Raw genomic sequence first — 26,814 nt, forward strand, 5'->3', positions numbered from 1 at the left:
CGTGCGGTGATCGCACAGTGGAGATCGGACCCTGTGGCTATGGGGCGCGATTCCAAGAATTACCTTTGATTGTGCGCCGATGGTTGCGCCAAAACCTGTGATCCATCTCTCAAGTCCTTCCATATGCACCCCTGGCGTGTCGTATGGTGACCCAACGCCTGATGCACTACTCAAGGACCTTTGGCCCACTGTGCGGCCTTGGGTCCTTTTGTGTGCGGGCCGGCTCCGCCGGCCTCGAAAGGAATGACCTGTGGTCGGGCCCTGCGCGTGATGAAGCGCCAGGGTGTGGATCCCGGAGTCTGCCCATCCCCTCCCCCGTCATGCGGGGGTGAACCCTCCCCCGGGCGTGGGGACGGGGTGTGCGGAACCGGTGCCGACCGCCCCCCACCGGGCGCGCTCACGCTCCGTCGCGCGTCCCGAACCCACGAGGATCGACCCATGGCGTCCAGCCTGACGAAGGACTCCGCCAGTACCCCTGGCTCCGAGAAGACCTTCTTCGGCCACCCCCGCGGACTGGCCACACTCTTCATGACCGAGATGTGGGAGCGTTACAGCTTCTACGGCATGAAGGCACTGCTCCCGCTTTACCTGATCGCGCCCGGCGGCATGGACATGAGTGCCACCACCGCGACGGCGATCTACTCCGTCTACATGTCGATGGTCTACCTGCTCGCCATGCCCGGCGGCTGGATGGCGGACCGCTTCTGGGGCCCGCGCAAGACGGTCGTCATCGGTGCCTCCGTCGTCATCCTCGGCCACATCACGCTCGCGCTGCCGAGCTCGGTCTCCTTCTTCGCCGGCCTCGCGCTCGTCGCGCTCGGCTCCGGCCTGCTGAAGGCGAACATCTCCGTGATGGTCGGCCACCTCTACAAGGGCCCGCAGGACCCGCGCCGTGACGGTGGCTTCACGCTCTTCTACATCGGCATCAACCTCGGTGCCTTCCTCGCCCCGCTGACCATCGGCACCGTCGGCGAGAGCGTGAACTGGCACTTCGGCTTCGCGCTCGCCGCGATCGGCATGGCGCTCGGCCTCGCCCAGTTCCTGCTCGGCTCGCGCCACCTCAGCGAGCAGTCCAGCGTGGTCTCCCAGCCCGCCACGGCCGAGCAGCGCCGCTCCGCCCTGCGGACCGGCCTGATCTGGCTGATCGTCGCCGCCGCGCTCTACACGCTGATGGGCGCCACCGGGAACTTCGCCGACTGGGCGCTGATGCCGCTGATCGTCGCCGGTCTGGTCATCCCCGTCGCCGTCCTCGCCCGCATGAAGCGCGACAAGGACCTCTCGACGCTTGAGCAGTCGAAGCTGTCCGGCTACATCTGGTTCTTCGTGGTCGCCGCCGTCTTCTGGATGATCTACGACCAGAACGGCTCCACCCTGTCGATCTTCGGCAAGGGCTCGACGACGAACAACCTGCTCGGGTTCGACTTCCCGACCTCCTGGTACCAGTCGCTGAACCCGATCTTCATCATGGCGCTCGCCCCCGTGGTCGCGTCGGCGTGGCTGTGGCTGAACAAGCGGGGCAAGGAGCCGAGCACGGCCGTCAAGTTCGCCTCCAGCCTGACGCTGATCGGCATCTCCTTCGCCGTCTTCCTCATCCCGCTGATCGACACCGCCAGCAACGGCGGCAGGGTCAGCCCGATGTGGCTGGTCGCGATCTACTTCATCCAGACCGTCGGTGAGCTCTGCCTCTCCCCGGTCGGCCTGTCGCTCACCACGAAGATGGCTCCGGAGAAGTACAGCGCCCAGATGATGGGTGTCTGGTTCCTCGCGGTCACGGCGGGCGACTCGGTGACGGGTCTGCTGACGTCCCCACAGCTCAACGTGGATCTGAACAACAGCGGGGCGGTCGCCGTCGAGGCGATCATCGCGGTCATCGCGGGCTTCGGCATCTGGACGTCCCGCAAGAAGGTCAAGGAACTGATGGGCTCGGTCAACTGACCTAGCCCACCGGGGCCCCCTAGGGGCCCGGACACGACGGAGGGGCCGCCACACCTTGGGGTGCGGCGGCCCCTCCGCCGTTCGTGCGCCACCTGGCCGCCGGGGCATCGGGATGTTCCACGGTGAGTTCTCGGGAGCCGGGGGGCCGGGGGGCCGGTGCCGGAGGCCTGGGGGCCGGGGGCCCGGTGGCCGGGAGCCGGAGGCCGGGGGCCCGGGAGCCGGGGGCCCGGGGGCCGGGAGCCGGAGCCCGGGAGCCGGGGGCCCGGGGGCCGGGAGCCGGAGGCCGGGGGCCCGGGAGACGGGAGCCGGGGGACGGGCGGTTCGGCGGGAGGTCCATTCGTGCGAACGTCAGCCCGGGTGCTCACCCGCGGCGGTGACGCCGGGGCGTTTCCGGGTCGGTCGCCGCCGTCCGCGGTGGAACATCTGGCCCATGCGCCGCACCCTGTACGCCGCCGCCCTCTGCGGGGCCCTGCTGTCCTCCGGCGTCACCGCCGAGGCGGCCTCCGGGCCCGCCCCCGCGCCGCCGTCCGGGCGCGTCTTCTCGTACGGTCAGCACGCCCGCCAGCAGATCACCGTGTACGGCGGCAGGCCGGAGCGGCGGCCCGCCCTGGTGATCCTGCACGGCGGCTCGTGGGCGCGGGACACCGACTGGAGCGGCCGGGCGCGGTGGTTCGCGGCCCGCGGCTTCAACGTCTACGACACCGACTACCGGCTGACCTCCGACGCGGTCTGGCCCGCGCAGCGCCAGGACGTCCTCGCCGCCCTGCGGTGGGTGCGCGGCAGGGAGGGCGGCGAGCGGCCCCTCGTGCTCGGTTCGTCGGCGGGCGGTCACCTGGCCGTGCAGGCGGCCACGTACAAGGCGGGCGCCTCGCGGGTCCGCGCGGTCGCCGCGCTCTCGCCTGTGGCGTCCCCGTACCGCGCGTGGGTGGACGGCGGCGCCTCCGGGGCGCCCGCGGACCGCCGGGCGCTGCGTGGGGCCGCTCAGCGCCTCGCGGGCTGCCGTCCGGACCGCGCGGTTCCGCGCTGCTGGGCCCGCTGGAAGGACCTCACGGCGGCGTCCCATGCCTCGGGGCGCGACGACGCCCCCATGCTGCTGCTCCACTCGGCCCGGGACTTCGTGCCGCGGTCGCACTCCGCGGGCCTGGCGGCGGCCGAGCGGCGGGCGGGCCTGCGGGACGTCCTCACGAAGACGGTCCCGGGCGGGGCCCACGGGGGCTATCTGCTGAAGTCCCCCGGGGTGGCCAAGAACGTCCTCCAGTGGCTACGGGGCCGGGCCTAGCGGCCCGCCTTGCCCAGCCGCTTTGCCTAGCCGCATTGCCTAGCCGCCTGCCGGGTTCGTCGTCTCCTGCGGGTCGTGGGGGCTTGTCGCGCAGTTCCCCGCGCCCCTTGCCGGGGGCTGGGGCTCGGCGTCGGGGGTGAACCAAGGGAGCACTCCCGCTGCCTTTCGGGCACCGGAGCCGCCTCCAACCGTTCCCCCCGGGGTGGGCCTGTGTCGTCCCGTACGGGAAGACCCGCGCCGCTTCGGGCGGAGGCGGTCGACGAGCACCATGCCCAGGCGGAAGACGGCCGTCGGCACGACCACACACAGCAGCAGCCAGAAGACGGCGACGCCCCAGGGCCGCCCCACCCCCCACGGCTGCTCGGCGAGGACCTTCCCGCCGAACCGCAGCGAGACCAGGTAGTCGCCGTGCGCACCCCCCGTGAGCTGCACCGGCAGTTTGATCTGCGCCTTCTTGCCCGGCGCTATGGTGCCGCGCCACTGCTGTTCCTCCCACTGCGGGGCGAACACGCCGTGCGAGGTGCCGATCCGGAAGACGGGGTTCTTGACGGGTGCCGAGCCGACGTTGCCGACCGTGAAGACCAGTTTGCGCTGCGGCGGGGCCCCGAACCAGGTCAGAAGCCCGCTGGAGCCTTCGAGGCGGGTGTCGGCGAGGACCGAGAGCCTGCCGCCGGTGGCCTCCTTCGGCAGCGGCTTCACGGGGTGGCCCGCGACCTTGAACGCGGTGTCGGCCTGCGCCGTCTCGCCCGTCACCGTCGCCACGTGGACCACGCAGGGGCAGGGCTCGGGCGGCTCGGCCACCGGGAGCTTCTTGCTGAACGCCCCGTCCTTGTCGGTGGTGACGGCGAGGCCTTCGGCGTTGGCGCAGGAGTTGGTGCCGCCGACGACGCCCCTGCCGGGCTCCGACTGCCCGCAGACGAGCATCATCAGCAGCGCCTTGGGCCGCCACCCCGTGCCCTTGACGGTGACCGAACCGCCCTTGCCCGCCTCCCGGTCGGAGAGCCGCACGGTGGGCTTCTCCGCCGCCGAGGCATCGGAACCGGACAGCACCACGCAGCCGAGGCCGAGCAGCCCGAGGACGACGAGGACGACGAGAGCCGTCAAGGACCTGCCGGACCAGTCCGACCTGCCACCTGCCCCGTTCCGCTCCCCGGTGCGCTTCCCGGCCCTCTTCCCGTTCACGATCCCTCTCCCCTCCCCGCGCCCGCCAGCTCCCGCCGGCCCTCCGCCTCGGCCTCCGCCACCGGCTCCGGCGCCCCCGTGCCGCGCCTGCGTCCCCGTACGAGATGAACCGTCCCGGCGGCCACGGCGAGCAGCGCGGCGGCCGCGCCCCCGAGCGCGCCCCACGGCACGAAGCGGGCCGACGCCGTGGCGGTGTCGCGGGCGCCGCCCGGAGCCGTGGCCGTCAGCCGTACGTCCGCCGCGTCAAAGGCGGGCGTGTCCGCCCAGGGCTCGGTCAGGGAGACGCGGCGGCCGGGCAGGAGCTCGACCGGCAGCGCGCGGGCGGGGCGGTCGACGAGCGTGCCGAAGACCCCCTCCGCGTGCACGGCGAGCTTCGGGGCGAGGACGGTGTTGCCGCGGTTGACCAGGTCGTACGTGATGCGGCCCGCGTCCTTGTCGACCTCGACGCGCTCGACGGTGAGCGCCGGGAGCGTCGGGCCGCCGACCCGTAGATGCAGCCGTATGCCGACCGTCCGGCCGCCGCCGCTCACGACGATCGCCCCGGGGTGGTCCCCGGGCACCGCGCCCGCGGGGACCGTCACGGTGAACGGCACCTCGGCGCGGGTCCGCGGCGGCACCTTCACCCGCCGCTCGGCGAAGGTGAGCCAGGCGCCGGTGTCCTTCGGCTCGCCCTTGGCGGGCGTGACCGAGAGGGCGCCCGAGCCGGTGTTGCCCGCGTCCGCGCCCCGCAGCGACACCGTGCGGGGCCGCGGCCCCGGATTGGTGACGGTCACGGTGTCCTGGAGGACGGTGCCGGGGGCGCCCTCCGCGTAGAAGTAGGGCCGCCCGTCCTCGGCCTGGCGGGTGCCTCCCCCGGCGGACGGCGCGGCGGACCAGGGAGCGGAGCCGCCGCCGTCCGCGGACGCGGGGACCGCGCCCGCCGCGACGAGGGCGGCGGCGCACAGCGCGGCCCGCGCGAGGGACGGCGTGGACGGCTTCGGCGGCATCGGCGGCTCCTGGTCTGCTCGCTGGCGTCTGCTCGCTGGCGTCTGCTCGCTGGGTGCTTGCGGCGGTGCGCCGGGGGCTACCGCGAGCGCGCCGCCTGGTTCCTGCGGGTCAGCCAGAGCGCGCCGGCCGCGCCCGCGAGCAGCACGGTGCCGCCGAGGGTGCCGAGCGCGATGGCGGAGTCCGCGGGTCCGGTCTGCGGGAGCTCTTCGCCGCCGGAGGGGGCGCTCTCGGAGCCGCCGGATGCGTCGGTGCCGCCGGTCGTCCCGCCCGAACCGGTGTCGGAGCCCGGGTCGGAGCCGCCCGAGCCGGAGCCGCCCGCGCCCTTGACGGTGAGTTCGAGGGACGGCTTCGGGTTGTTGGACGGCGTACACGTCGTGGTCGTGCCGAGCGCCTTGATCGTGAGGACCCCGGCCGTGAAGGTGACCTTGCCGCTCTTCTTCGGCGTGTACGTACCCGACAGATCAGTGATCTTGATGGGGGTGTTGGCGGGGATCGCCTCGGGGTTCGTCGACCCGGACACCGCCACCGTGCCGCTCTCGGCGCCGCCCAGCTTGATCACGGCACTGGGCTTCATCGCGCCCTTGCCGAGCTCCACGGGGCTGGAGGAGACGCCCTTCTGGAAGGACATCGTGAGTTTGTAGCCGCTGCCGCTCTTGACGCTCTTGATGTCGATCGGCGACACGGCGCTCTTGTCGCCGATCGGTGTCTTGCACTGGTAGTCGACGTCCTGGACGGTTGCCTGCGCGGCGGGGGCGGCCATCAGCACCGCTGAGCCGCCGGCCAGGGCGGTGGCGAGCGCGAGCGCGGCCGTTTTCTTGTACGACACCTCGAATACCCCTCATGCCGGTCGTCGTGGCGTGCCGCGGTGCGGAGTAACGCTGAATTACTGACGGCACATCAGATTGGGCGCTCAAGGTACGCCCGAGGCCTTGCCGAGGGAAGACAAAGGACGCGCCGGATCCGGGGGATCCGACGCGCATACGAACCTTCGGTAACAGCCGCGGGCCTCGGGCGGCGCGGCTCGCGGCGCGGCGCCCGAGGCACCGCGTCCGCCTCTCTGCGAGCGGAGGCTCGGTCTCTCTGCGAGCGGAGACTCAGGCTCTCTCTACGGGCGGAGGCTCGGTCTCTCTCTACGGGCGGAGGCTCAGGCGGGAGCGCCCATCTCCGCCCAGACCTTCTTGCCCGACGCTCCGGGCGTACGGACGACGCCCCAGTCGAGGCAGAGCCGCTGGACGATGAACATGCCGTGTCCGCCGGGCCGCCCCGCGCGGTGCGGGGTCCGCGGGGCGGGCTGGCCCGTGCCGCGGTCGGAGACCTCGATGCGCAGCACTTTGCCATCGGTGGCGAGCCAGAGCTCGTCGGGGCCCTCGGCGTGCAGACAGGCGTTGGTGACCAGTTCGGAGACGACGAGGAGCACGTCCTCGGCGGCGGCACGCCGCTCGGCGCTCGCCGCGGGCAGCCAGCCCCAGGCGTGCAGCGCCTCACGGGTGTAGTCACGGGCCAGCGGGACGATGCCGCTCGCCCCGTTCAGGCTCAATCTGCGGACCTGGCGAGCGCCTGGCTCCCCGGAGGCGCGGTCCGCGGGAGCGTCCGCGACGGTGGCCTCGGACTCCGGGCCACGGTCGCCCGGCGAGTAAGGCCGGGTGGTGCTCATCAGCGCTTCACCTCACCGACAAGAGGACTGAGGACTCTGGCCACGCAGAGGACTCTGGACGAGTAGGGACATCGGCTGCTTGCCGTTCTCACAGATGACGGATTCAGGTCTCTCCTGCCCGGCCGGACCGTGAGAACACCCACTTATTCCGGTCGGCACGTGTGACACCGGTAACGCGTTGATCACACGGGGACAACTGACGCGTAACTTTCGCGCGGGACCTGCATGGGGTCAGTCCGCCAGGGCCGCGGCGAGCGACTCGTGGACCGTGAAGACGGCCTCCGCGCCGGTGATCTCGAAGACCCGCGCCACCACCGGCAGCATCCCCGCCAGGTGGATTCCGCCCCCCGCGGCCTCGGCCTTGAGCCGCGCCCCGAGCAGTACGTTGAGCCCGGTGGAGTCGCAGAACTCAAGCCGCGAGCAGTCCACCACGACCTTGCTGACCCCGCTGTCCAGGCAGCTTTCCAGCGGTTCCCGGAGAACATCGGCGGTGTGGTGATCCAGCTCACCCGCCGGAGTCACGACGGCGCTCGCACCCGTCTTCCGCACTTCGACCAGAAGCCGGCCCATGTGCGCACTGCCGACCGTGCCGCGGTCCATCCGAAACTCTCTTCCGACCCGTCGTGCCTGTTGAATGACGTCCCCGAACATTACGCCCTCACCGCGCTCCGGGGTACCCGAACATCCTCCAGAATTCGGACATTTGCCCTCAGACCGCACTTGCGACCGGAGCGTGGAAGCGGGTAGGGGTAGAAGAGACATCAATCGACACGGACGGCTTTGGAGGCGCCGCACACCGCAGTGCACGTATTGGCATCGGCAGCCATATGCCGAGAACGATGGAGGACACCATGTCACCCCGGCTCGACGAATCGCATACTGACCAAGCGACGTCGACACCCCTGCCGCACCGCTCCGCCACCGCGATCCCGGGCCCCGCCCCTGAGTCCGCCCAGGCTCAGGACGCCCTCGAAGGGCTTCACGACCTTCCCGAGATCCCGCCGTACGACGAAGTGGCGCCGCTGGACGCGAGGGCCCTGTCCAAAACCCTCTTCGAGCGCCTCGAGACGCTCGAAGAAGGGACGCACGAATACGCGTACGTCCGCAACACCCTGGTCGAACTCAACCTCGCCCTGGTGAAGTTCGCCGCCTCCCGGTTCCGCTCCCGCAGCGAGCCGATGGAGGACATCATCCAGGTCGGCACGATCGGCCTCATCAAGGCCATCGACCGCTTCGAGCTCAGCCGCGGCGTGGAGTTCCCCACGTTCGCGATGCCGACGATCGTCGGTGAGGTCAAGCGCTTCTTCCGCGACACGAGCTGGTCGGTACGTGTCCCGCGCCGGCTCCAGGAACTCCGGCTCGACCTCGCCAAGGCGGGCGACGAGCTGTCCCAGCAGCTCGACCGCGCCCCCACGGTGAGCGAACTCGCCACCCGCCTCGGCATCACCAACGACGAGGTCATCGAGGGCATGGCCGCGTCCAACGCCTACACGGCGAGCTCCCTGGACGCCCAGCCCGAGGAGGACGACTCCGAGGGCGCGCTCGCGGACCGCATCGGCTACGAGGACCACGGCCTCGAAGGGATCGAGTTCGTCGAGTCGCTGAAGCCCCTGATCGCCGAACTGCCGCCGCGCGACCGGAAGATCCTCTCTCTCCGCTTCGTCGCGAACATGACGCAGTCGGAGATCGGTGAGGAGCTCGGCATCTCGCAGATGCACGTCTCGCGCCTGCTGTCGCGCACTCTCGTCAAGCTCCGCAAGGGACTGACGGTCGAGGAGTGACCGCCACCCCCACCCCCCGCACGAACGCCCCAGTGGGGCCCGCCCCCTGAGGGGGGACGGGCCCCAAGCGCGGTACAGAAAAGTCCCGGACGAAGTAGGACATAACATCCCCACTTCCGGGACTTTTCCGCAATCCAGTGGCGGCCCTCAGCCCGGTACGTCCATGCGCTGCGTGCCCAGGACCGACAGGAGCCGCATGGCCTCCTCGGAGGGGGAGCCCGGGGTGGCCGTGTAGAGGAAGACGCGCTGGTCGCGGTCCGTGATGTCCAGGACGTCGCAGTTCACCGCCACCGGGCCGACCTGCGGGTGGTCGAAGGTGCGGCAGAGGATGGGGCAGGCGGCCACCTCGTGGGCGGCCCAGAGGCGGGCGAATTCCTCGCTGCCCCGGAGCAGTTCGTCCACCAGGGCCGTCACCTCCGCGGCATCCGGGTAGCGGGCCGCCACCGCGCGCAAATGCTGGGCCGCGCTGCGGGAAAAGGCGGCGGCGTCCGACGCCCCGTACAGCGGAGAGCCGTCCAGGAAGTGGCGGCGGACGAGGTTCCGGTCGCGGCGCGGCAGCGCGGAGAAGTCCTCCAGGAGCGCGGCGGCCAGCGGGTTCCAGGCGATGACCTCGTACGTCGCCGACACCACGACCGCCGCCGCGTCCGGCAGCCGGTTCAGTAGAGCGGCGATGCTCGGCCGGACCTCGCGTGACGGGCCCGGCGGGGGCCCCGGCGGCGCACCGGCCAGATGGTGCAGGTGGTCGCGCTCGGCGTCCGACAGGCGCAGGGCGCGGGCCAGTTGGGCGAGGACCTCGCGGGAGGGGTGCGGGGCGCGGGCCTGTTCGAGGCGCGCGTAGTACTCGGTTGAGATGAACGCCAACTGCGCCACCTCCTCGCGTCGCAGGCCCGGCGTGCGGCGGCGCGGCCCCACGGGCAGCCCCACGTCCGTGGGCCGGATGCGCTCGCGTCTGCTGCGGAGGAAGTCGGCCAGTTGTCGTCGGTTCACCGCTCCAGTCTGCGCGGGGGCCGCTGGCCGTATCCAGGTACTGGTGGTGCCTGGCTGCCCCGGCCGTCCGGGCGCAGGCTCAGCGGCATGAACAACGAGACCGTGACATCACACGAACCCGCTGCGGGGCTGCTCGGCGGCAAGGTCGCCTTCGTCGCCGGGGCCAGCCGCGGGATCGGCGCGGCGGCGGCGCGGCTGTTCGCCGCGGAGGGCGCACGGGTGCTGCTCGCGGCCCGGACGGAGGAGCGGCTGAAGGCCGTGACCGAGGAGATCCGGGCGGCGGGCGGCACCGCGGAGTACGCCGTGTGCGATCTGGCCGACGGCGACAGTGTCCGGGCCGCCGTCGGCCGGGCCGTGGAGCACTACGGGCGGCTCGACGTCGCCTTCAACAACGGCGCGACGGGCCAGCCGCCCGGCCCCATGGACCAGCTTTCGGAGGCCGACTTCGACCACGTCTGCGCCGTCGACTTCAAGGGGCCGTGGCTGGCCATGACCGCCGAGGTCGCCGCCATCCGCGCCACGGCGGGGCGCGGCGCCATCGTCAACACCTCCAGCGTCGGCAGCATGCTGGCCAACCCCGCGCTGCCCGTGTACGGGGCGGCGAAGCGTGCGGTCAACAGCCTCACCGCGTCGGCCGCCGTCACGTACGGCCCGGAGGGCATCCGCGTCAACGCCGTGGCGCCCGGCACCACGCTCACCGAGATGCTGAAGGAGTGGGACGACGAGTCGCCCGGGACGATCGACCACCTCAACTCCCAGACGCCGCTGGGGCGCGCCGCCGACCCGCTGGAGATCGCGCAGGCCGCCGCCTGGCTCCTGAGCGACCGCGCCTCGTACGTCACCGGCACGGTGCTTCGGGTCGACGGCGGGCTGTGGGCCTGATTCCCGGACCCCGGGGGCCCCGGGGCCCCCGGGGTGTCCGGGCCCGGGACTCGCCCGTCAGCTCACGCGTGTGCCCCGGCGCCAGACCTCGCTGACCAGCGGCACCCCCGGCCGGTACGCCAGGTGGACGTGGCTCGGTGCGTCCAGGAAGGTCAGGTCGGCGCGGGCGCCCTCGCGCAGGGTGCCGATGTCCGTGCGGCGCAGGGCCGCCGCGCCGCCCGCCGTGGCCGACCAGATCGCCTCGTCGGGGGTCATGCCCATGTCCCGTACGGCCAGGGCGATGCAGAACGGCACCGAGGACGTGAAGGACGAGCCCGGGTTGCAGTCCGTGGAGAGGGCGACCGTCGCGCCCGCGTCCAGGAGGCGGCGGGCGTCGGGCCACTGGGCCCGCGTCGAGAACTCGGCGCCGGGGAGCAGCGTCGCCACCGTATTGCCCTGCGCCAGGGCGTCCACGTCCGCGTCCGTGAGGTGCGTGCAGTGGTCGGCGCTCGCCGCGTCCAGTTCCACGGCGAGCTGCACGCCGGGGCCGTACGACAGTTGGTTCGCGTGGATGCGGGGGTGCAGGCCCTTCGCCTTGCCCGCCGTCAGGATCGCGCGGGCCTGGTCGCCGTCGAAGGCGCCCTTCTCGCAGAAGACGTCGATCCAGCGGGCGTGCGGGGCGCAGGCGTCCAGCATCTCGCCGGTGACCAGTTCCACGTACGCGGCCGGGTCGTCGGCGTAGTCGGGCGAGACGATGTGCGCGCCCAGGAACGTGACCTCGTCCGTGTGGCGCGCGGCGATGCGGAGGGCGCGGGCCTCGTCCTGGGTCGTGAGGCCGTAGCCGGACTTCGTCTCGAACGTCGTGGTGCCCTGGCGGAGCGCTTCGGCGAGGTAGTGCTCGACGTTCGCCTCAAGCTCGGCGTCCGTCGCCGCGCGGGTCGCCGCGACCGTGGTGCGGATGCCGCCGGCGGAGTAGGCGCGGCCCGACATCCGGGCGTTGAACTCCTGGGTGCGGTCGCCCGCGAAGACCAGGTGGCTGTGGCTGTCCACGAAGCCGGGGACGGCCGCGCGGCCCTCGGCGTCGTGCCGTGCGTCGGCCGCCGGGGCCTCGGCGGCCGGGCCCACCCAGGCGATCCGCTCGCCGTCCAGGACGACGGCCGCGTCCGTCACCAGGCCCAGGGGGCTTCCGTCGCCCTGTGCGGGGTCGTTGGTGACGAGGCTGGAGATGTTCGTGATGAGGGTGGTGGTGGGTGTCGTCATGGCTGCTCCTGGCCCAGTCCTCAATCGCCGGACGGGCTGTCTCGGGTAGGGGCGGGGTCGGGATCGAGTCGGGGAGAGGTTCAGTCTCTCAGCGCCGCGATCGCCTCCGTCAGGGCCGACGCGACGTCGGGGACGAGGACGTGGGAGCCGTCCCTGACCACCCGGCGGCCGCCGACCAGCACGTCCCGCACATCCGCCGCCGTCGCCGCGAAGACGGCCGCCTCGGCGCCGAGGCGGGGAACGGGCCCCGCCGTGCGGACGGAGTCCAGGGCGATCGTGGTGAGGTCCGCGAGGGCACCCGGCTCGATGGACCCCGCGTCCGGCCAGCCCAGCGCCGCGTGGCCGCCCGCCGAGGCCGCGCGCAGCAGCGCCGCCGCCGTCCAGTGGCCCCGCGTATGCGAACGGAGGCGTTCGTTCAGCTCCATGGCCCGCGCCTCCTCCAGGAGGTCGATGACCGCGTGGCTGTCGCTGCCCAGGGAGAGCGGGCTGCCCTCCCGCTGGAGGTCGACGGCGGGGCCGATGCCGTCCGCCAGGTCGCGTTCCGTCGTCGGGCACATGCACGTGCCCGTCGTGGAGCGGCCGAGCAGTCCGATGTCCTCGGGCGTGAGGTGGGTGTTGTGGACGCCCGTCGTGCGCGGGCCGAGGACGCCGTGGTCCGCGAGCAGCCGCGTCGGTGTGCGGCCGTGCACCGCCAGGCACGCCTCGTTCTCGGCCTTCTGCTCGGAGAGGTGCACGTGGAGCGGGGCCCGGCGGTCCGACGCCCACTGCGCCACCGTGCCCAACTGGCGCGCCGGGACGGCCCTCACCGAGTGGATCGCCGCGCCGATACGGGCGTGTCCACGGTCCTTGAGGGACGCGACCCGCTCCGCCCACGCCTGCGTCGTGCCGTCGGAGAAGCGCAGCTGGTGCCGGTCGGGGGCCTTGCCGCGCTCCGCGCTGAGCAGCCCCGACGCCACGTACGCCGTGTCCAGGAGCGTGATGCGGATGCCCGCGTCCGACGCGGCCTGGATCAGCGCCTCGCCCATCGCGTTGGGGTCCTCGTACGGGGTGCCGCCGGGGGCGTGGTGCAGGTAGTGGAACTCGCCGACCGCCGTGATGCCGGCCAGCGCCATCTCCGCGTACACCGCGCGTGCCAGCGCGTGGTACGTCTCCGGGGTCAGGCGGTCCGCCACCCCGTACATGACCTCCCGCCAGGTCCAGAACGTGCCCGAGCCGACCTGGACGGTGCCGCGCAGCGCCCGGTGGAACGCGTGGCTGTGCGCGTTCGCGAGGCCGGGGATGGTCAGGCCGCGCAGGACCGTCGCGCCGGGTGGCGGCGCCTCGACGTCCCTGCGGACCGCCGTGATCCTCCCGGCCGCCACGTCCACCGCCACGTCCGGCTCCACGTGGGTGCCGAGCCAGGCGTGTTCCAGCCAGTACGTGTCCGTCTTCACCTGCACGCGAGCCCTTCCAGTACGTCGGCGAGTGCGGTCACCCCGGCCACGCAGTCGTCCTCGGCGGCGAACTCCGCCGGGGAGTGCGAGACGCCCGTGGGGTTCCGTACGAACAGCATGGCGGTGGGGATGGAGGCGGACAAAATACCCGCGTCGTGTCCCGCGCCCGTGCCGAGCACGGGGATCTGCCGGTCGCCGCCCAGGATGGCGCCCAGCTCGTCGCGGAGCGCGTGGCCGAACTCGACGATCGGCGTGAAGGACTCCCGTACGACGTCCAGGTCGATGCCGTGGCGGTCCGCGTACGCGCGTGCCGCCTTCTCGATGCCGGTGACCACCGTGTCCAGCGTCTCCTGGTCGGCCGCGCGGGAGTCCAGCCAGCCGCGCACCAGGGACGGGATGGCGTTGACGCCGTTCGGCTCCACGGAGATCTTGCCGAAGGTGGCGACCGCGCCCGCCAGCTCGGCCTCGCGGCGGGCCGCGAGGACCGTCTCCGCGTACGTCAGCATCGGGTCCCTGCGGTCGGCCAGGCGGGTCGTGCCCGCGTGGTTGGCCTCGCCCCGGAAGTCGTAGCGCCAGCGGCCGTGGGGCCAGATGGCGGACGCGATGCCCACGGGGTCGCCGGTGAGGTCCAGGGCCCGGCCCTGCTCGACGTGCAGCTCCACGAAGGCGCCGATGCGGGACAGGCGCTCCGGGTCCGGGCCGATGCCGTACGGGTCGTGGCCCGCCGCTTCCATCGCCCGCGGGAGGGTGACGCCGCTGCCGTCCGTCAGCTTGTGCGCGGCCTCGACGGTCAGTTGGCCCGCCGTCAGCCGGGAGCCCACGCAGGCCAGGCCGAAGCGGGCGCCCTCCTCGTCGGCGAAGTTGACGATCGCCAGGGGGCGCGTGAACTCCGCGCCCCGGTCGCGGAGTTCGTCCAGGGCCGCGAAGGACGACACGACGCCGAGGGGGCCGTCGTACGCGCCGCCGTCGGGGACGGAGTCCAGGTGGGATCCTGTGACCACGGCGTCGCCCGCCGCCGGGTCGCCCTGCCAGGCCCACTGGTTGCCGTTGCGGTCCAGTTCACAGGTCAGGCCCCGGGACTCGGCCTGCTGCGTGAACCATGCCCGGCACTCGGCGTCCGCGCCCGTCCAGGCATACCTGCGGTACCCGCCGGATCCCGCGTCCCGGCCCAGCGGGGCCAGGTCCCGCCACATCTGCTGGAACGTGGGGGGCGGGGAGGCGTTCCCGGCTGCGGGGGAAGCCTGCGCCGGAGGGTGCTGGTCCGTCACGCCTCGTCGCCCTCCCGCATGGGGACCCGTACGCCGCGGTCGTGCGCGACGGTCTCCGCGATGTCGTAGCCCGCGTCGACGTGCCGGATCACGCCCATCCCGGGGTCGTTCGTCAGGACCCGGCGGATCTTCTCGCCCGCCAGCTTCGTGCCGTCGGCGACCGAGACCTGGCCCGCGTGGAGGGAGCGGCCCATGCCGACGCCGCCGCCGTGGTGGATGGAGACCCAGGAGGCGCCGGAGGCGACGTTGACCATGGCGTTCAGGAGCGGCCAGTCGGCGATCGCGTCGGAGCCGTCGAGCATGGCCTCCGTCTCGCGGTACGGGGAGGCCACCGAGCCGCAGTCCAGGTGGTCGCGGCCGATCGCGAGCGGGGCGGCGAGGGTGCCGTTGCCGACCATGTCGTTGAACATGTCGCCCGCCTTGTCGCGCTCACCCTGGCCGAGCCAGCAGATGCGCGCCGGGAGGCCCTGGAAGTGGACCCGCTCGCCGGCCATCTTGATCCAGCGGTGCAGCGACTCGTTCTCGGGGAAGAGGTCGAGGAGCGCCTTGTCCGTCTTGTGGATGTCCGAGGCCTCGCCCGAGAGCGCCGCCCAGCGGAACGGGCCCTTGCCCTCGCAGAAGAGCGGCCGGATGTACGCGGGGACGAAGCCGGGGAAGTCGAACGCGCGGCTGTAGCCCGCCAGTTGCGCCTCGCCGCGGATCGAGTTGCCGTAGTCGAAGACCTCGGCGCCCGCGTCCATGAAGCCGACCATGGCCTCCACGTGCCTGGCCATGGACTCGCGGGCGCGGGTCGTGAAGCCCGCCGGGTCCTTCGCCGCGTACGACGCCATCTCGTCGAAGCCGACGCCGGTGGGGAGGTAGGCGAGCGGGTCGTGCGCGGAGGTCTGGTCGGTGACGATGTCGATCGGCGCGCCCTCGGCGAGCATCCGCGGGAGCAGGTCCGCCGCGTTGCCGAGGAGGCCGATGGAGAGGGGCTTCCTCGCGTCCCTGGCTTCCACCGCCAGCTGGAGCGCGTGCTCCAGGGAGTCGGCCTTCACGTCCAGGTACTTGTGCTCGATGCGGCGCTCGATGGCGCGCGGGTCGACGTCGACGCAGATCGCGACGCCGTCGTTCATCGTCACCGCGAGGGGCTGGGCGCCGCCCATGCCGCCGAGACCGGCGGTCAGGGTGATGGTCCCCGCCAGGGTGCCGTTGAACTTCTTGGCGGCCACCGCCGCGAACGTCTCGTACGTGCCCTGGAGGATGCCCTGCGTGCCGATGTAGATCCAGGAGCCCGCGGTCATCTGGCCGTACATCGTGAGGCCGAGCTGCTCCAGGCGGCGGAACTCCTCCCAGTTCGCCCAGTCGCCGACCAGGTTGGAGTTGGCGATCAGGACGCGCGGCGCCCACTCGTGGGTCTGCATCACGCCGACGGGGCGGCCCGACTGGACGAGCATCGTCTCGTCCTGCTTCAGGGTCCGCAGCGTGCGCACCATCGCGTCGAAGGAGCGCCAGTCGCGGGCCGCCTTGCCGGTGCCGCCGTAGACGACGAGCTTGTCGGGGTGTTCGGCGACCTCGGGGTCGAGGTTGTTCTGGAGCATCCGGAGGGCGGCTTCCTGCTGCCATCCCAGGGCGCTCAGTTCCGTGCCGCGCGGTGCCCGTACGGGGCGGGGTCCTGACATGGGGCGGTGCCTCCTCGCGTAATGCCGCTGCAACCTTGTTATTCACATCCTGATGCGCTGAATAGAGCTAGTCAATAGCGAACGAATGAGCGAGTACGGCAGCGGGGCCGCGGTCTTGATGATTGGCTGGATCGCATGGATCACGTGGAACAGCGGGAACGGGAGCAGGGGGCCGGCCGAGGCGGGGGCCGGTCCGAGGACGAGACGCAGGACCTCCGTTCGGGTGCCGCCGCCGCGGCCCGGCGCGACCTCGCCGTCCGCGCCGCCGTCGAGCGGGGCCTCGTCTCGCCCGCCGCCCCCGTCGTGGGACTCCTCGACATCGCCGGCATCCGCGCGAGCGCCGCCGCCCTGCGCTCCGCCTTCGAGGCGGTCACCCCGCCCGGGACGCCCGTCCTGCACGCCTTCGCCGTCAAGGCGACGCCGCTCGTGCCGGTCCTGCGGCTGCTGCGCTCGGCGGGGATCGGCGCCGAGGTGGCGAGCCCCGGTGAGCTGGCGCTCGCGCGGGCCGCGGGGATCGCGCCCTCCGAGACCGTGCTCGACTCGCCCGCCAAGACCCCGGCCGAGCTGCGCCAGGCGCTCGCGCTCGGCATCGCCGTCAACGCCGACAACCCGCAGGAACTGGCCCGCGTGGACGCCATGATCCAGTCGGCGCCGACCTCTTCCCCCATCGGACTGCGCGTCAACTCGCAGATCGGCGGCGGCTCGATCGGGGCCCTCTCGACGGCGACGGCCACCTCCAAGTTCGGTGTGCCGCTGCTGGACGAGGGCGCCCGGGAGTGGGTGATCCAGGCGTATCTGGACCGGCCGTGGCTGACGCGGCTGCACGCGCACTCCGGTTCCCAGGGCATGCCTCTGGAGATGATGGTGCGCGGCGTCGGCACCACATACGAACTGGCCGAGGAGATCAACGAACGCGCCGGGCGGCGGCAGATCGACACCCTCGACATCGGCGGCGGCCTCGCCGTCAACTTCGGCTCGGACGAGGAGACCCCGACCCACGCGCAGTACGCGCGCCGCCTCAAGGCCCGGGTGCCTGGGCTGCTCGACGGGCGGTACGGCCTGGTCACCGAGTTCGGCCGGTCGCTGCTCGCCAAGCACGGCACGCTCCTCGCCCGCGTCGAGTACACGAAGAAGGCGGGCGGCAGGCCCATCGCGGTGACGCACGCGGGCGTGCAGGTGGCGACCAGGACGGTGTACGCGCCCGTGTCGTGGCCGCTGCGGATCGCCGCGTACGACGGCGAGGGGCGCCCCAAGAGCGGGCCCGCCGTCGGCCAGGACATCGCGGGCCCGGCCTGCTTCGCGGGTGACCTGCTCGCCGAGAACCGGCCGCTGCCGCTGCTCGGGCAGGGCGACCACATCGCCGCCCTGGACACCGGCGCCTACTACTTCGCGCAGCACTATTCGTACAACAGCCTCATCAGGCCCGGCATCCACGGCTTCACCACGTACGACGGCGAGGTCCGCTTCGCCGCCGCGCGGGAGCCGCAGACGCTCGACGAGATCGTGGCGGAGGCCGGCGGCGGGTCGGAGCGGGACGCCCTGCGGCACCTCTGAGCCGACGTCGGCCGAAAGCCGCCGCCGTCCGTCGGAAGCCGCCCGCGAAGGCTCTGCACTTGCTCAATTCGCGCATAGTGACGTGCGTCACGGGCAAACCCCTCCCCAGACATGTTCTCGGGCTCGGGGGAGGCTCCTGTGACGGCATCCGGCACACCCACCACCGCACCACCACCCGCCAATGACGGTGCGCTGCACCGCGCCATCGGCCCCAAGCTGCTGATCCTCTTCGTGATCGGCGACATCCTCGGCACCGGCATCTACGCCACCACGGGCAAGGTCGCGGGGAAGGTCGGCGGCGCGCTCTGGGTACCGTTCGCGATCGGCTTCGTCGTGGCGATCCTGACGGCCGCCTCGTACGTCGAACTGGTCGGCAAGTACCCGAAGGCGGCCGGTGCCGCGCTCTACACCCAGAAGGCGTTCAAGACGCCGTTCCTCACCTTCATCATCGCCTTCATGGTGATGTGCTCGGGCCTGTCGTCGGCGAGCGCCGCGGCCCGCGCCTTCAGCGGTGACTACCTCGGCGAGCTGACGGGGGACGCGCTGCCGCCGACCCTCATCGCGATCGTCTTCGTCGTGCTGCTCGCCGCGCTCAACATGCGGGGCGTCTCGGAGTCGGTGAAGACCAACGTGGTCCTCACGCTCGTCGAGGTCACCGGGCTCGCGATCATCCTCGCGATCGGGGCGTACGCGGTGCTCAGCGGGGACGGGGAGCCCTCGCGGCTCACCGAGTTCGAGTCCGGCGGCAGCGGGTACGCGCTGATGACCGGCGTGCTCGGCGCCACCGCGCTCGGCTTCTTCGCCTTCGTCGGCTTCGAGGACTCGGTGAACATGGCCGAGGAGACCAAGGACCCCGTCCGCACCTTCCCGCGCGCGATCTTCATCGGCGTGGCCGTGACGGGCACGATCTACGTGCTCGTGGCCCTCGTCTCGTCCCTGCTCGTCGACTCCAAGACACTGGAGGGGTCGAGCGGGCCGCTGCTGGAAGTCGTCAAGGCGGGCGGCGTCGACTTCCCGCACAAACTCTTCGCCCTGATCGCGCTGTTCGCGGTCACCAACTCGGCGCTGATCAACATCATGATGGCCTCGCGGCTCTGCTACGGCATGGCCAACGAGCGCATCCTGCCGCGCGCCATGGGGCGGGTCCTGGCCAAGCGCCGCACGCCCGTCGTCGGCATCGTCTTCGTCTCCCTGCTCGCCATCGGCCTGGTGTCGACGGGCGAGATCGAGGGGCTCGGGGACACCACGGCGTTCCTGCTGCTCTGCGTCTTCGCGGTGGTCAACGTGGCCGTGCTCGTACTGCGCAAGGACCGCGTCGGGCACGATCACTTCCGTACGCCGACCGTCCTGCCGGTACTGGGTGCCGTCACCGCCCTGATCCTCGCGAGCCCGCTGGCGGACCGGCCCGCGGAGGTCTACATCCGGGCCGGGGTGCTGATCGCCATCGGCATCGCCCTGTGGGGCGTGAACAAGGCGGTGCTCAAGGCGCGCCCCGAGGAGTGACCTCCGGCCGGCGAGCGGCGGTCCGGCTACTCGACGAACAGGCCCCGCTCCGCCGCCCGTACGTCGAACTCCTCCAGGCGGGCCTGGGCGTCCGGCAGGCCGTCGCACATGGCCTCAAGGAGGACGCGGCCGAGCAGCATCGGGGCGCAGACCGTGTCGAAGGCGAGGCCGGTGCCGACCGCCGCCGGCAGCAGCAGGTCCGAGTGGGCGGCCACGGGGGCGAACGCCGAGTCGGCGACCGTGACCACGGTCAGGCCCGCCGACCGCGCGTAGGCGAGGGCGTCGACGACCTCGCGGGGGTGGCGGGGCAGGGCGAAGCAGAGGAGGGCGGTGGCGCCGGCGCGGACCGCGGCGTCGACGCGGTCGGCGAGCATCGTGCCGCCCTCGTCGAGCAGCCGGACGTCCGGGTGGACCTTCGCGGCGAAGTACGAGAAGCCGTACGCCTGGGAGGCCGCGGCCCGCAGCCCGAGCACCGGCAGCGGGCGCGAGGCGGCGAGGAGCCGTCCCGCGCGCTCGACGGGAGCGGGGTCGGCCAGCAGTTCGGCGAGGTGCCGGAGGTTCTCGATCTCCGCCTCGACCGCCTGCTGGTACTCGTTCGCCAGGGCCTTGGCGGAGGACTCCGGGGGCGCCACGTCCCGCAGGTGCCTGCGCAGCGCCGGATAGCCGTCGAAGCCGAGCGCCACGGCGAACCGGGTGACGGAGGGCTGGCTCACCCCGGCGAGCTCGGCCAGTTCGACGCTGGAGAGGAAGGGCGCGTCGGCGGCCCTGCGCACCATGCAGTGGGCGATGCGCCGCTGGGTCGGTGTGAGCCGGTGGCCCTCGAAGAGCACTTGCAGTCGCGCGGCAGGGCTGTCGCTCATGCCGTCCCCCTCAGGATGTCTGTTCCCACGGTCGTGCCGGCGCCGGACTCCGCCCAGAGCCGGGTGAAACGGCTCAGCAGTCCGGCCGCCGCCGTCACATCATCCGTCAACGGCCGGTCGGCGAGCTCCGGCTCCAGCACGGAGTCGGCGAGCGCGAAGGCCGCGGCGAGCGGCGTCTCGGGGTCGAGGCGCATGTCGCGCTGCCTCAACGCCCTTACGGCGGCGACCAGTTCACACCCGACGACCATGCGGTACGCCTCGCAGGCGCGCAGCGTCTGGCGGGCGGCGAGCGAGGCGAAGCTCGCCTGCTCCTCGACGCCGCGGGAGAGCACCGCGTGGCCGAGGGAGGCAGGGGCGGAGAAGGCGCGCAGGTCACCGAGGGCGGCCCCGGCCGCGTATTCGAGGATCATCACGCCCGACGAGGCGGCCTCGCCGTCGGCGAGGAAGGGCCGCAGGCGGGTGAAGGCCGGTTCGTTGAGGGTGGAGAGGCGGGAGGTGGAGAGCCTGGCCGCCTGGGTCACGGCGAGCCTGAAGTGGTCGAGGGCGAGCGCGAGTTGGGCGAGGTAGAAGCCGCCGTGGTGGTAGGCGGCCATGTCGTCGGGTGAGATCAGCGGGTTCTCGGCCGCCGCGTTGATCTCGACGGTGAGGACGTCCTCCAGGGCGTTCGCCGCGTCGTGGGCGGGGCCGTGGATCTGCGGCACACAGCGGAAGCCGTAGGGGTCCTGGATGCGGCCCAGCGGCGGGGTGGGGCGGTCGGGGGCGCCCAGGAGGTGGCGCATGCGTTCGGCGACCGCGTAGGAGCCGGGGTGGCGGCGCGCCTCGTGCACGGGCAGCGCGTACGCCTCGTAGGAACCGTCGACCGCCATCAGCGAGAGCGCGGCGACCACCTGGGTGGCGCCGATCAGGCCCCGCAGTTCGTGCAGGGCGAGCGCGGCCTGGCCGAGGGTGAGGGCGTTGCTGCTGATCAGGGCGAGGGCGTCGTTGTTGTCCAGGGGCTGCGGCTCGGGGGCGGCGCCCGGACCCTGCCAGGGGTGCTCGCCTGCGAGGGCGAGGCCCATCTGGGCGAGGGCGGCGATGTCGCCGGTGCCGACCGAGCCGAACTCGTTGACCCTCGGGTACGCGCCCGTCTCCAGGGCCCGGCACAGCGCGACGACGACGCTGGGGCGCAGCCCGGCGCCGCCCGCGAGGAGCTGGTTGGCGCGGACGGCGAGCATGGCGCGGACCTGCCGGGCGGGCAGCTCGGCGCCGATCGCCCCGGCGTGCGAGCGCAGCAGCCGCAGGCCGTGGTCGGCGGCCGCGTCGGTGGGCACGTCTTCGTTCCGGTTGGCGCCGACGCCGGTGGAGCGGCCGTAGACGCGGCCCCAGGCGGCGATCTCGCGGGCGGCGTTCCACGACCGCTCCGCGCGCTTCATGCCGTCGGTGGCGGGCACGGGCCGGGCGTCGGATTCGGCCAGGCGTACGACGTCTGCGACCATCATTCCCCGGCCGTCGAGGACGACGACCGCTCCCCCGTCGCCGGTCGCGGTGTCCGCGATACGAGACGACTTCACGCGCATTCCCTCCTCAATCGGACGTCTTGTCCTGCTCGGCGACCACTTGTTGTCGGCGATGCGCGCCGAACCATTGACAAATTATTCAGACAGCGAGAACTCTGCATGACGATATACAGCCGGGCAAGGGACTCCTCATGATCCAGTTCGACACGGTCCACAAACGCTTCCCGAACGGCACGACTGCGGTCCACGACCTCACGCTCGACATGCCGGAAGGCGGCGTGACCGTTCTCGTCGGATCTTCCGGTTGCGGCAAGACGACGACCCTCCGCATGATCAACCGCATGGTCGACCCGACCTCGGGCACCATCCGGGTCGGCGGCCGCGACGTCCTGGAGCAGGACGCGGCCGACCTGCGCCGCTCCATCGGCTACGTCATCCAGCAGTCCGGGCTCTTCCCCCACCGCACGGTCCTCGACAACATCGCCACGGTGCCGCTGCTGCTCGGCTGGGGCCGCAGGAAGGCCAGGGCGCGGGCCGCCGAGCTCCTGGAGACCGTCGGCCTCACCGCCGACGCCGGCAAGCGCTACCCGCACCAGCTCTCCGGCGGCCAGCAGCAGCGCGTCGGCGTGGCGCGGGCGCTCGCCGCGGACCCGCCGGTGCTGCTCATGGACGAGCCGTTCGGCGCGGTGGACCCGGTGGTCCGCACCCAGCTCCAGGACGAACTCCTCCGTCTCCAGCGTGAGCTGTCGAAGACCATCGTCTTCGTCACGCACGACATCGACGAGGCCGTGCGGCTCGGCGACCGCATAGCCGTCTTCCGCACCGGCGGCCACCTCGTGCAGTGCGCCGAGCCCGCCGAGCTGCTCGCCCGCCCCGCGGACGACTTCGTCGCGGACTTCCTCGGCGCCGAGCGCGGCCTGAAGCTGCTCTCCCTGATCTCCCTGACCGACGTCCCCCAGGGCCCTGCGCCGCAGGGCGGCGACTGGACGCTGCGGCTGGACGAGGCGGGGTCCCCGCTGGCCTGGCGGCACAAGGACGCCGCGGAGCCCGACCTCCCCGTACGTCCGCTGCGGGACGGCGACTCGCTCCTTGCCGCCCTCGACGAGTCCCTGTCGTCCCCGACGGGGCTCGTGGCCCGCGTGGACGCGGAGGGCCGCCTGACGGGGGTGTCGTCACGGGACGACATCCACGGAGGCGCGGGCGCGGCCCACCGGAGGAACCGCGGGCCAGTGGGGGCCGACCGCGCAGTTCCCCGCGCCCCTGACGGGGCCGGCTCGACGCCGGATGACGACGCTTCCCCAGGGGCGCGGGGAACTGCGCGAGCAACCCAGGACGGCCCGCACCCGCCGACGGACGTCAAGGGGCAGGTATGACCGTCGACTGGTCGTGGATAGCCGACCACACCGACGACCTCACCACCCTCACCCTCTCCCACCTCCAGGCAGCCCTCTCCGCCGTGGCCCTGGGCCTGCTGATCTCACTGCCGCTGGCCGTCCTCGCGCACCGCGTGCGGCCACTGCGCGGGCTTCTGCTCGGCCTCTCGAACGTCCTGTTCACCATCCCGTCCATCGCCGTCTTCGTGCTGCTCCTGCCGGTCAGCGGGCTGACCCGCACCACCACCGTCATCGGCCTGACGATCTACACCCTCGTCGTGCTCCTGCGGAACACCGTCGAGGGCCTGGACTCCGTCCCCGCCAAGACCAAGGAAGCCGCCAAGGCCATGGGCTCCCGCCCCCTGCGGACGCTGCTCACCGTCGAGCTCCCGCTCGCCCTGCCGGTGATCATGGCCGGCGTACGGATCGCGACGGTCATGTCGATCTCCCTCGTCTCCGTGGCGACGTACATCGGCGACGGCGGCCTCGGCCAGCTCTTCACCGACGGCTTCCAGCGCAACTTCCCCACCCCCGTGATCGTCGGCGTCGTCCTCACCCTGCTCCTGGCGCTCGTCGCGGACGCGCTGCTCGTCACCGTCCAGTACGTCCTGACGCCCTGGACCCGCCGCCAGAGGAGCGCGTGACATGTACGAACTCTTCAAGGACCTCGGCGCCTGGCTGGTCAGCGGCGAGCAGTGGACCGGCCCGGACGGCATCGGCCACCGCCTCGCCGAGCACCTCCAGTACTCGCTGCTCGCCACGCTCATCGCGGCGGCCATCGCGCTGCCGCTCGGCCTGCTCATCGGCCACACAGGACGCGGCGCCTTCGTCGCCATCAACCTCTCCTCCTTCGGCCGGGCGCTGCCCACCGTCGGACTCGTCGTGCTGGTCTTCCTGGCCAGCGGCCTGTCCATGTGGCCCGTCTACATCGCGCTCGTCGCGCTCGCCGTCCCGTCCATCGTCACCAACACTTACGCGGGCATGACCGCCGTCGACCCGGAAGTGAAGGACGCGGCGCGCGGCCAGGGCATGCGCGCCCACCAGGTCCTCTTCCAGGTGGAGCTGCCGCTCGCGCTGCCGCTGATCATGACCGGGCTCCGGCTCGCCCTGATCCAGGTCGTCGCGACGGCGACCATCGCCGCGTACGTCTCCTTCGGCGGGCTCGGGCGGTACGTGTTCGACGGCCTCGCCCAGCGCGACCTGGTCCAGGTGCTCGGCGGTGCCGTGCTCGTGGCGGTCGTCGCCGTCGTACTCGACCTCGCGCTCTCCGGCCTACAGCGCGCCCTCTTCCGCCACCGTCCGGCCAAGCAGGCCTAGGAGCGATCCCCATGAACCGCAGAACCCTCCTCGGCGGACTCCTCGCCACCGCGTCCGTCCCCGCACTCGCCGCGTGCGGCGGCGGCATCACCTCCCTGGACGGCGGGGGCGGTGGCGGCGGCGGAGGCGGCTCCAGCAAGAACGGCGTCACCATCGGCACCGCCAACTTCACCGAGAACCAGGTCCTCGGATACCTCTACGCCGCCGCGCTCGAAGCCGCGGGCGTGAAGACCAAGGTCCGCCCCAACCTCGGCACCCGGGAGATCCTCATCCCCGCGCTCAGGGGCGGCGACATCGACCTGCTGCCCGAATACCAGGGCGCCCTCCTGCACTACCTCGACCCCGAGGCGAAGGCCACCGAGGAGGGCGAGATGCAGAACGCCCTCGCCGTAGCGCTCCCCCGAGGTCTTCAGATCCTCCCGTACGGGCGGGCCGAGGACTCCGACGCGTTCGTCGTCACGCGCGACACCGCGAAGAAGTACGGCCTCAAGACCCTCGCCGACCTGGCCAGGCACAACGGCAAGCTCGTCATCGGCGCGGCCCCCGAGGTGAAGAAGCGCACGGTGGGCGTGGTCGGCCTCCAGGACGTGTACGGCGTGGAGTTCAAGGAGTTCAAGTCCCTCGACTCCTCCGGACCGCTGGTGAAGGGCGCCCTGCGCAAGGGCGACGTCGACGTGGCGAACCTCTTCACCACCGACACCGACATCGCCGCCGAGCGCTGGGTCGTCCTCACCGACCCCAAGAACCTCGTCCCCGGCCAGCACGTCGTGCCGCTCATCGCCGACCGCAAGGCCGACTCGACGGTCCGCAAGGCGCTCGCCCGGCTCGGCGCCCTCCTGACGACCGAGCAGCTCACCGAGTTGAACCGCCTGGTGGACAAGGACAAGAAGGACCCGCAGGACGTCGCGGACGACTGGGCGGCCAAGCACGGACTCACGAAGAAGTAGCCGGCACGACGAACAGACAGCAGCACGACAGGAGTTGATCGGAATGGCAGCCGAAGAACTGGTGGAGCGGCGCTCCATCGACGTCGTCCCCGACGACGAACGGCACGGAACGGCGTTCAACCAGTTCACGCTCTGGCTCGGCGCCAACCTCCAGATCACCGCGGTCGTCACGGGCGCCCTCGCCGTCGTCTTCGGCGGCGACGTGGTCTGGTCGCTGGCCGGCCTCGTCCTCGGCAACCTGCTGGGCGGCGCGGTGATGGCGCTGCACTCGGCGCAGGGCCCGAAGCTCGGCCTGCCGCAGATGATCCAGTCACGGGCCCAGTTCGGCGTGAAGGGCGCGGTCGTCCCGCTGCTCCTCGTCATCCTGATGTACGTCGGGTTCTTCGCGAGCGGCAGCGTCCTCGCCGGACAGGCCACGGCCGAGCTGACGCACACGAACGACACCACCGGCATCGTGCTCTTCGCCGTCGTCACCGCGGTCATGGCGGTGGTCGGCTACCGCGTCATCCACGCGCTCGGCCGGGTGGCGAGCGTCATCTGCGCGGTCGCGTTCGTCTATCTGGGGGTGCGGCTGCTCGACCGCGTGGACCTCTCCGCGCTGCTCGACGACGCCCACTTCGACCTGCCGATGTTCCTGCTCGCCATCTCGCTCTCGGCGTCCTGGCAGCTCGCCTTCGGTCCCTACGTGGCGGACTACTCGCGCTACCTGCCGCGCACGACCTCGGCGAAGGCCACCTTCTGGTGGACCCTGTCGGGCTCCGCGATCGGCTCGCAGTGGTCGATGACGTTCGGGGTGCTCGTGGCGGCGAGCGCGGGGGACGCCTTCCTCGCCAATCAGGTCGGCTACGTCGTGGGCCTCGGCGGCACCGGCCTGATCGCCTCCTTCCTGTACTTCGTGATCGCGCTGGGCAAGCTGACGATCAACGTGCTCAACACCTACGGCGGCTTCATGTCGATGGTCACGAGCATCAGCGGCTTCCGCGGCCAGAAGGTCCTGACCCAGCGCGGCAGGGCCGCGTACATCGCGCTGATCATGGTCGCGGGCACGGCGGTGGCGCTGCTCGGCAAGGACAGCTTCCTGACGTCGTTCAAGGACTTCCTGCTGTTCCTGCTGACCTTCTTCACGCCGTGGTCGGCCATCAACCTGGTCGACTACTACCTGATCTCCCGCGAGCGGTACGACATCCCCGCCCTCTTCGACCCGCACGGCCGCTACGGTGCCTGGCGCTGGGACGCCCTCGTCGTCTACGGCGTCGGGGTCCTCGCCCAGCTCCCGTTCCTCGCCACGCACTTCTTCACCGGCCCGCTCGTCGAGCCGCTGGGCGGCGCGGACGTCTCGTGGATCGTGGGCCTCGCCGTGCCCGCGGTGCTGTACTGGACGCTGGCCCGGCGGAACCCGCCCGTCCCTGGGGATGAACCCCGGGCGGAGAGGGGGGTTAGCCCCACCGCGGGCAGCGCTCCGGCGCCGTAACGTAA

At 72.2% G+C, this 26,814-nt stretch carries 23 protein-coding genes; 11 read left to right on the forward strand and 12 right to left on the reverse strand.

What is annotated here, in order from left to right:
- Positions 1 to 438: 438 nt before the first annotated feature.
- Positions 439 to 1,935: a peptide MFS transporter gene (locus tag ACZ6JY_RS12635; RefSeq protein WP_469195145.1), complete on the forward strand. Its 1,497-nt coding sequence runs from the start codon at positions 439 to 441 to the stop codon at positions 1,933 to 1,935.
- A 430-nt stretch (positions 1,936 to 2,365) separates the two neighbouring features.
- Positions 2,366 to 3,214 (forward strand): alpha/beta hydrolase family protein, encoded by an 849-nt coding sequence (locus ACZ6JY_RS12640; protein WP_469195147.1) that lies wholly within the window; start codon positions 2,366 to 2,368, stop codon positions 3,212 to 3,214.
- A gap of 39 nt (positions 3,215 to 3,253) precedes the next feature.
- Here the strand turns inward: ACZ6JY_RS12640 and ACZ6JY_RS12645 are convergent, their stop codons facing one another.
- The 5 genes from ACZ6JY_RS12645 to ACZ6JY_RS12665 form a co-directional block, all read right to left on the reverse strand.
- A complete protein-coding gene (locus ACZ6JY_RS12645; RefSeq protein ID WP_469196119.1) occupies positions 3,254 to 4,318 on the reverse strand; it encodes a hypothetical protein in 1,065 nt (354 codons plus the stop codon).
- Positions 4,319 to 4,392: 74 nt separating this feature from the next.
- Positions 4,393 to 5,382 (reverse strand): hypothetical protein, encoded by a 990-nt coding sequence (locus ACZ6JY_RS12650; RefSeq protein ID WP_469195149.1) that lies wholly within the window; start codon positions 5,380 to 5,382, stop codon positions 4,393 to 4,395.
- Between the two features lie 77 nt (positions 5,383 to 5,459).
- Complete coding sequence (locus ACZ6JY_RS12655) at positions 5,460 to 6,209, reverse strand: LPXTG cell wall anchor domain-containing protein (protein WP_469195150.1); 750 nt, start codon at positions 6,207 to 6,209, stop codon at positions 5,460 to 5,462.
- Between the two features lie 318 nt (positions 6,210 to 6,527).
- Positions 6,528 to 7,037, reverse strand: a complete 510-nt coding sequence (locus tag ACZ6JY_RS12660) for an ATP-binding protein (RefSeq protein WP_447039354.1) — start codon at positions 7,035 to 7,037, stop codon at positions 6,528 to 6,530.
- A gap of 231 nt (positions 7,038 to 7,268) precedes the next feature.
- Positions 7,269 to 7,637 (reverse strand): STAS domain-containing protein, encoded by a 369-nt coding sequence (locus ACZ6JY_RS12665; RefSeq protein WP_469195152.1) that lies wholly within the window; start codon positions 7,635 to 7,637, stop codon positions 7,269 to 7,271.
- 239 nt (positions 7,638 to 7,876) lie between these two features.
- On the opposite strand from ACZ6JY_RS12665, the gene ACZ6JY_RS12670 reads away from it, so the two are divergent.
- Positions 7,877 to 8,818 (forward strand): RNA polymerase sigma factor SigF, encoded by a 942-nt coding sequence (locus tag ACZ6JY_RS12670; protein ID WP_469195154.1) that lies wholly within the window; start codon positions 7,877 to 7,879, stop codon positions 8,816 to 8,818.
- A 147-nt stretch (positions 8,819 to 8,965) separates the two neighbouring features.
- Here the strand turns inward: ACZ6JY_RS12670 and ACZ6JY_RS12675 are convergent, their stop codons facing one another.
- Positions 8,966 to 9,805: a helix-turn-helix transcriptional regulator gene (locus ACZ6JY_RS12675; RefSeq protein WP_469195156.1), complete on the reverse strand. Its 840-nt coding sequence runs from the start codon at positions 9,803 to 9,805 to the stop codon at positions 8,966 to 8,968.
- 87 nt (positions 9,806 to 9,892) lie between these two features.
- Here ACZ6JY_RS12675 and ACZ6JY_RS12680 point away from each other — a divergent pair, with 87 nt between their 5' ends.
- Positions 9,893 to 10,687: an SDR family NAD(P)-dependent oxidoreductase gene (locus tag ACZ6JY_RS12680; protein ID WP_469195158.1), complete on the forward strand. Its 795-nt coding sequence runs from the start codon at positions 9,893 to 9,895 to the stop codon at positions 10,685 to 10,687.
- A 57-nt stretch (positions 10,688 to 10,744) separates the two neighbouring features.
- Here the strand turns inward: ACZ6JY_RS12680 and hutI are convergent, their stop codons facing one another.
- From hutI to hutU, 4 genes are all read right to left on the reverse strand, one after another.
- Positions 10,745 to 11,926, reverse strand: coding sequence for an imidazolonepropionase (gene hutI, locus ACZ6JY_RS12685; RefSeq protein ID WP_469195160.1), 1,182 nt, complete (start codon positions 11,924 to 11,926; stop codon positions 10,745 to 10,747).
- A gap of 80 nt (positions 11,927 to 12,006) precedes the next feature.
- The gene (locus tag ACZ6JY_RS12690) at positions 12,007 to 13,359 is read right to left on the reverse strand and encodes a formimidoylglutamate deiminase (RefSeq protein ID WP_469196121.1); all 1,353 of its coding nucleotides are present in this window, start codon (positions 13,357 to 13,359) and stop codon (positions 12,007 to 12,009) included.
- The gene (locus ACZ6JY_RS12695; RefSeq protein WP_469196123.1) at positions 13,356 to 14,552 is read right to left on the reverse strand and encodes an allantoate amidohydrolase; all 1,197 of its coding nucleotides are present in this window, start codon (positions 14,550 to 14,552) and stop codon (positions 13,356 to 13,358) included. Before ACZ6JY_RS12695 ends, ACZ6JY_RS12690 begins: the two co-directional genes overlap by 4 nt.
- Before the next feature lie 71 nt (positions 14,553 to 14,623).
- Entirely contained in the window at positions 14,624 to 16,288 is a 1,665-nt protein-coding gene (gene hutU / locus ACZ6JY_RS12700; RefSeq protein WP_469195162.1) for a urocanate hydratase, read from the reverse strand.
- A gap of 135 nt (positions 16,289 to 16,423) precedes the next feature.
- Between hutU and ACZ6JY_RS12705 the strand changes: the two genes are divergently transcribed.
- Positions 16,424 to 17,842 (forward strand): type III PLP-dependent enzyme domain-containing protein, encoded by a 1,419-nt coding sequence (locus ACZ6JY_RS12705; RefSeq protein WP_469195164.1) that lies wholly within the window; start codon positions 16,424 to 16,426, stop codon positions 17,840 to 17,842.
- Between the two features lie 138 nt (positions 17,843 to 17,980).
- Positions 17,981 to 19,345, forward strand: a complete 1,365-nt coding sequence (locus tag ACZ6JY_RS12710; RefSeq protein ID WP_469195166.1) for an APC family permease — start codon at positions 17,981 to 17,983, stop codon at positions 19,343 to 19,345.
- Between the two features lie 26 nt (positions 19,346 to 19,371).
- On the opposite strand, the gene ACZ6JY_RS12715 is transcribed toward ACZ6JY_RS12710, so the two are convergent.
- Both ACZ6JY_RS12715 and ACZ6JY_RS12720 read right to left on the reverse strand, forming a co-directional pair.
- Entirely contained in the window at positions 19,372 to 20,205 is an 834-nt protein-coding gene (locus ACZ6JY_RS12715) for a MurR/RpiR family transcriptional regulator (protein WP_469195168.1), read from the reverse strand.
- A complete protein-coding gene (locus tag ACZ6JY_RS12720) occupies positions 20,202 to 21,761 on the reverse strand; it encodes an aromatic amino acid ammonia-lyase (protein ID WP_469195170.1) in 1,560 nt (519 codons plus the stop codon). Before ACZ6JY_RS12720 ends, ACZ6JY_RS12715 begins: the two co-directional genes overlap by 4 nt.
- A 131-nt stretch (positions 21,762 to 21,892) precedes the next feature.
- Here ACZ6JY_RS12720 and ACZ6JY_RS12725 point away from each other — a divergent pair, with 131 nt between their 5' ends.
- The 5 genes from ACZ6JY_RS12725 to ACZ6JY_RS12745 are packed head-to-tail and all read left to right on the forward strand — an operon-like array spanning position 21,893 to position 26,809.
- Complete coding sequence (locus ACZ6JY_RS12725; protein WP_469195172.1) at positions 21,893 to 23,074, forward strand: ABC transporter ATP-binding protein; 1,182 nt, start codon at positions 21,893 to 21,895, stop codon at positions 23,072 to 23,074.
- On the forward strand, positions 23,071 to 23,718 hold the full coding sequence (locus ACZ6JY_RS12730) for an ABC transporter permease (protein ID WP_469195174.1): 648 nt from the start codon (positions 23,071 to 23,073) through the stop codon (positions 23,716 to 23,718). The genes ACZ6JY_RS12725 and ACZ6JY_RS12730 overlap by 4 nt, the downstream gene beginning before the upstream one ends.
- Position 23,719: 1 nt before the next feature.
- Positions 23,720 to 24,391 carry an ABC transporter permease gene (locus ACZ6JY_RS12735; RefSeq protein ID WP_469195176.1) on the forward strand — a complete coding sequence of 224 codons (672 nt, stop codon included), beginning with the start codon at positions 23,720 to 23,722 and terminating at the stop codon, positions 24,389 to 24,391.
- A gap of 11 nt (positions 24,392 to 24,402) precedes the next feature.
- Positions 24,403 to 25,338 (forward strand): ABC transporter substrate-binding protein, encoded by a 936-nt coding sequence (locus ACZ6JY_RS12740; RefSeq protein WP_469195178.1) that lies wholly within the window; start codon positions 24,403 to 24,405, stop codon positions 25,336 to 25,338.
- A 43-nt stretch (positions 25,339 to 25,381) separates the two neighbouring features.
- Positions 25,382 to 26,809: a purine-cytosine permease family protein gene (locus tag ACZ6JY_RS12745; protein ID WP_469195180.1), complete on the forward strand. Its 1,428-nt coding sequence runs from the start codon at positions 25,382 to 25,384 to the stop codon at positions 26,807 to 26,809.
- Positions 26,810 to 26,814 lie beyond the last annotated feature (5 nt).

The sequence above is a fragment of the Streptomyces sp. NPDC046335 genome (genome assembly GCF_055587985.1).

Bases quoted from the DNA above. Each gene is read 5' to 3' on its own strand.
- ACZ6JY_RS12650 (WP_469195149.1), bottom strand. From the start codon at position 5,382: ATGCCGCCGAAGCCGTCCACGCCGTCCCTCGCGCGGGCCGCGCTGTGC.
- ACZ6JY_RS12680 (WP_469195158.1), top strand. From the start codon at position 9,893: ATGAACAACGAGACCGTGACATCACACGAACCCGCTGCGGGGCTGCTC.
- ACZ6JY_RS12670 (WP_469195154.1), top strand. From the start codon at position 7,877: ATGGAGGACACCATGTCACCCCGGCTCGACGAATCGCATACTGACCAA.
- ACZ6JY_RS12745 (WP_469195180.1), top strand. From the start codon at position 25,382: ATGGCAGCCGAAGAACTGGTGGAGCGGCGCTCCATCGACGTCGTCCCC.
- ACZ6JY_RS12640 (WP_469195147.1), top strand. From the start codon at position 2,366: ATGCGCCGCACCCTGTACGCCGCCGCCCTCTGCGGGGCCCTGCTGTCC.
- ACZ6JY_RS12660 (WP_447039354.1), bottom strand. From the start codon at position 7,037: ATGAGCACCACCCGGCCTTACTCGCCGGGCGACCGTGGCCCGGAGTCC.
- ACZ6JY_RS12740 (WP_469195178.1), top strand. From the start codon at position 24,403: ATGAACCGCAGAACCCTCCTCGGCGGACTCCTCGCCACCGCGTCCGTC.
- ACZ6JY_RS12635 (WP_469195145.1), top strand. From the start codon at position 439: ATGGCGTCCAGCCTGACGAAGGACTCCGCCAGTACCCCTGGCTCCGAG.
- ACZ6JY_RS12705 (WP_469195164.1), top strand. From the start codon at position 16,424: ATGGATCACGTGGAACAGCGGGAACGGGAGCAGGGGGCCGGCCGAGGC.
- hutI (WP_469195160.1), bottom strand. From the start codon at position 11,926: ATGACGACACCCACCACCACCCTCATCACGAACATCTCCAGCCTCGTC.
- ACZ6JY_RS12725 (WP_469195172.1), top strand. From the start codon at position 21,893: ATGATCCAGTTCGACACGGTCCACAAACGCTTCCCGAACGGCACGACT.
- ACZ6JY_RS12735 (WP_469195176.1), top strand. From the start codon at position 23,720: ATGTACGAACTCTTCAAGGACCTCGGCGCCTGGCTGGTCAGCGGCGAG.
- ACZ6JY_RS12720 (WP_469195170.1), bottom strand. From the start codon at position 21,761: ATGCGCGTGAAGTCGTCTCGTATCGCGGACACCGCGACCGGCGACGGG.
- ACZ6JY_RS12665 (WP_469195152.1), bottom strand. From the start codon at position 7,637: ATGGACCGCGGCACGGTCGGCAGTGCGCACATGGGCCGGCTTCTGGTC.
- ACZ6JY_RS12715 (WP_469195168.1), bottom strand. From the start codon at position 20,205: ATGAGCGACAGCCCTGCCGCGCGACTGCAAGTGCTCTTCGAGGGCCAC.
- ACZ6JY_RS12730 (WP_469195174.1), top strand. From the start codon at position 23,071: ATGACCGTCGACTGGTCGTGGATAGCCGACCACACCGACGACCTCACC.
- hutU (WP_469195162.1), bottom strand. From the start codon at position 16,288: ATGTCAGGACCCCGCCCCGTACGGGCACCGCGCGGCACGGAACTGAGC.
- ACZ6JY_RS12695 (WP_469196123.1), bottom strand. From the start codon at position 14,552: ATGTGGCGGGACCTGGCCCCGCTGGGCCGGGACGCGGGATCCGGCGGG.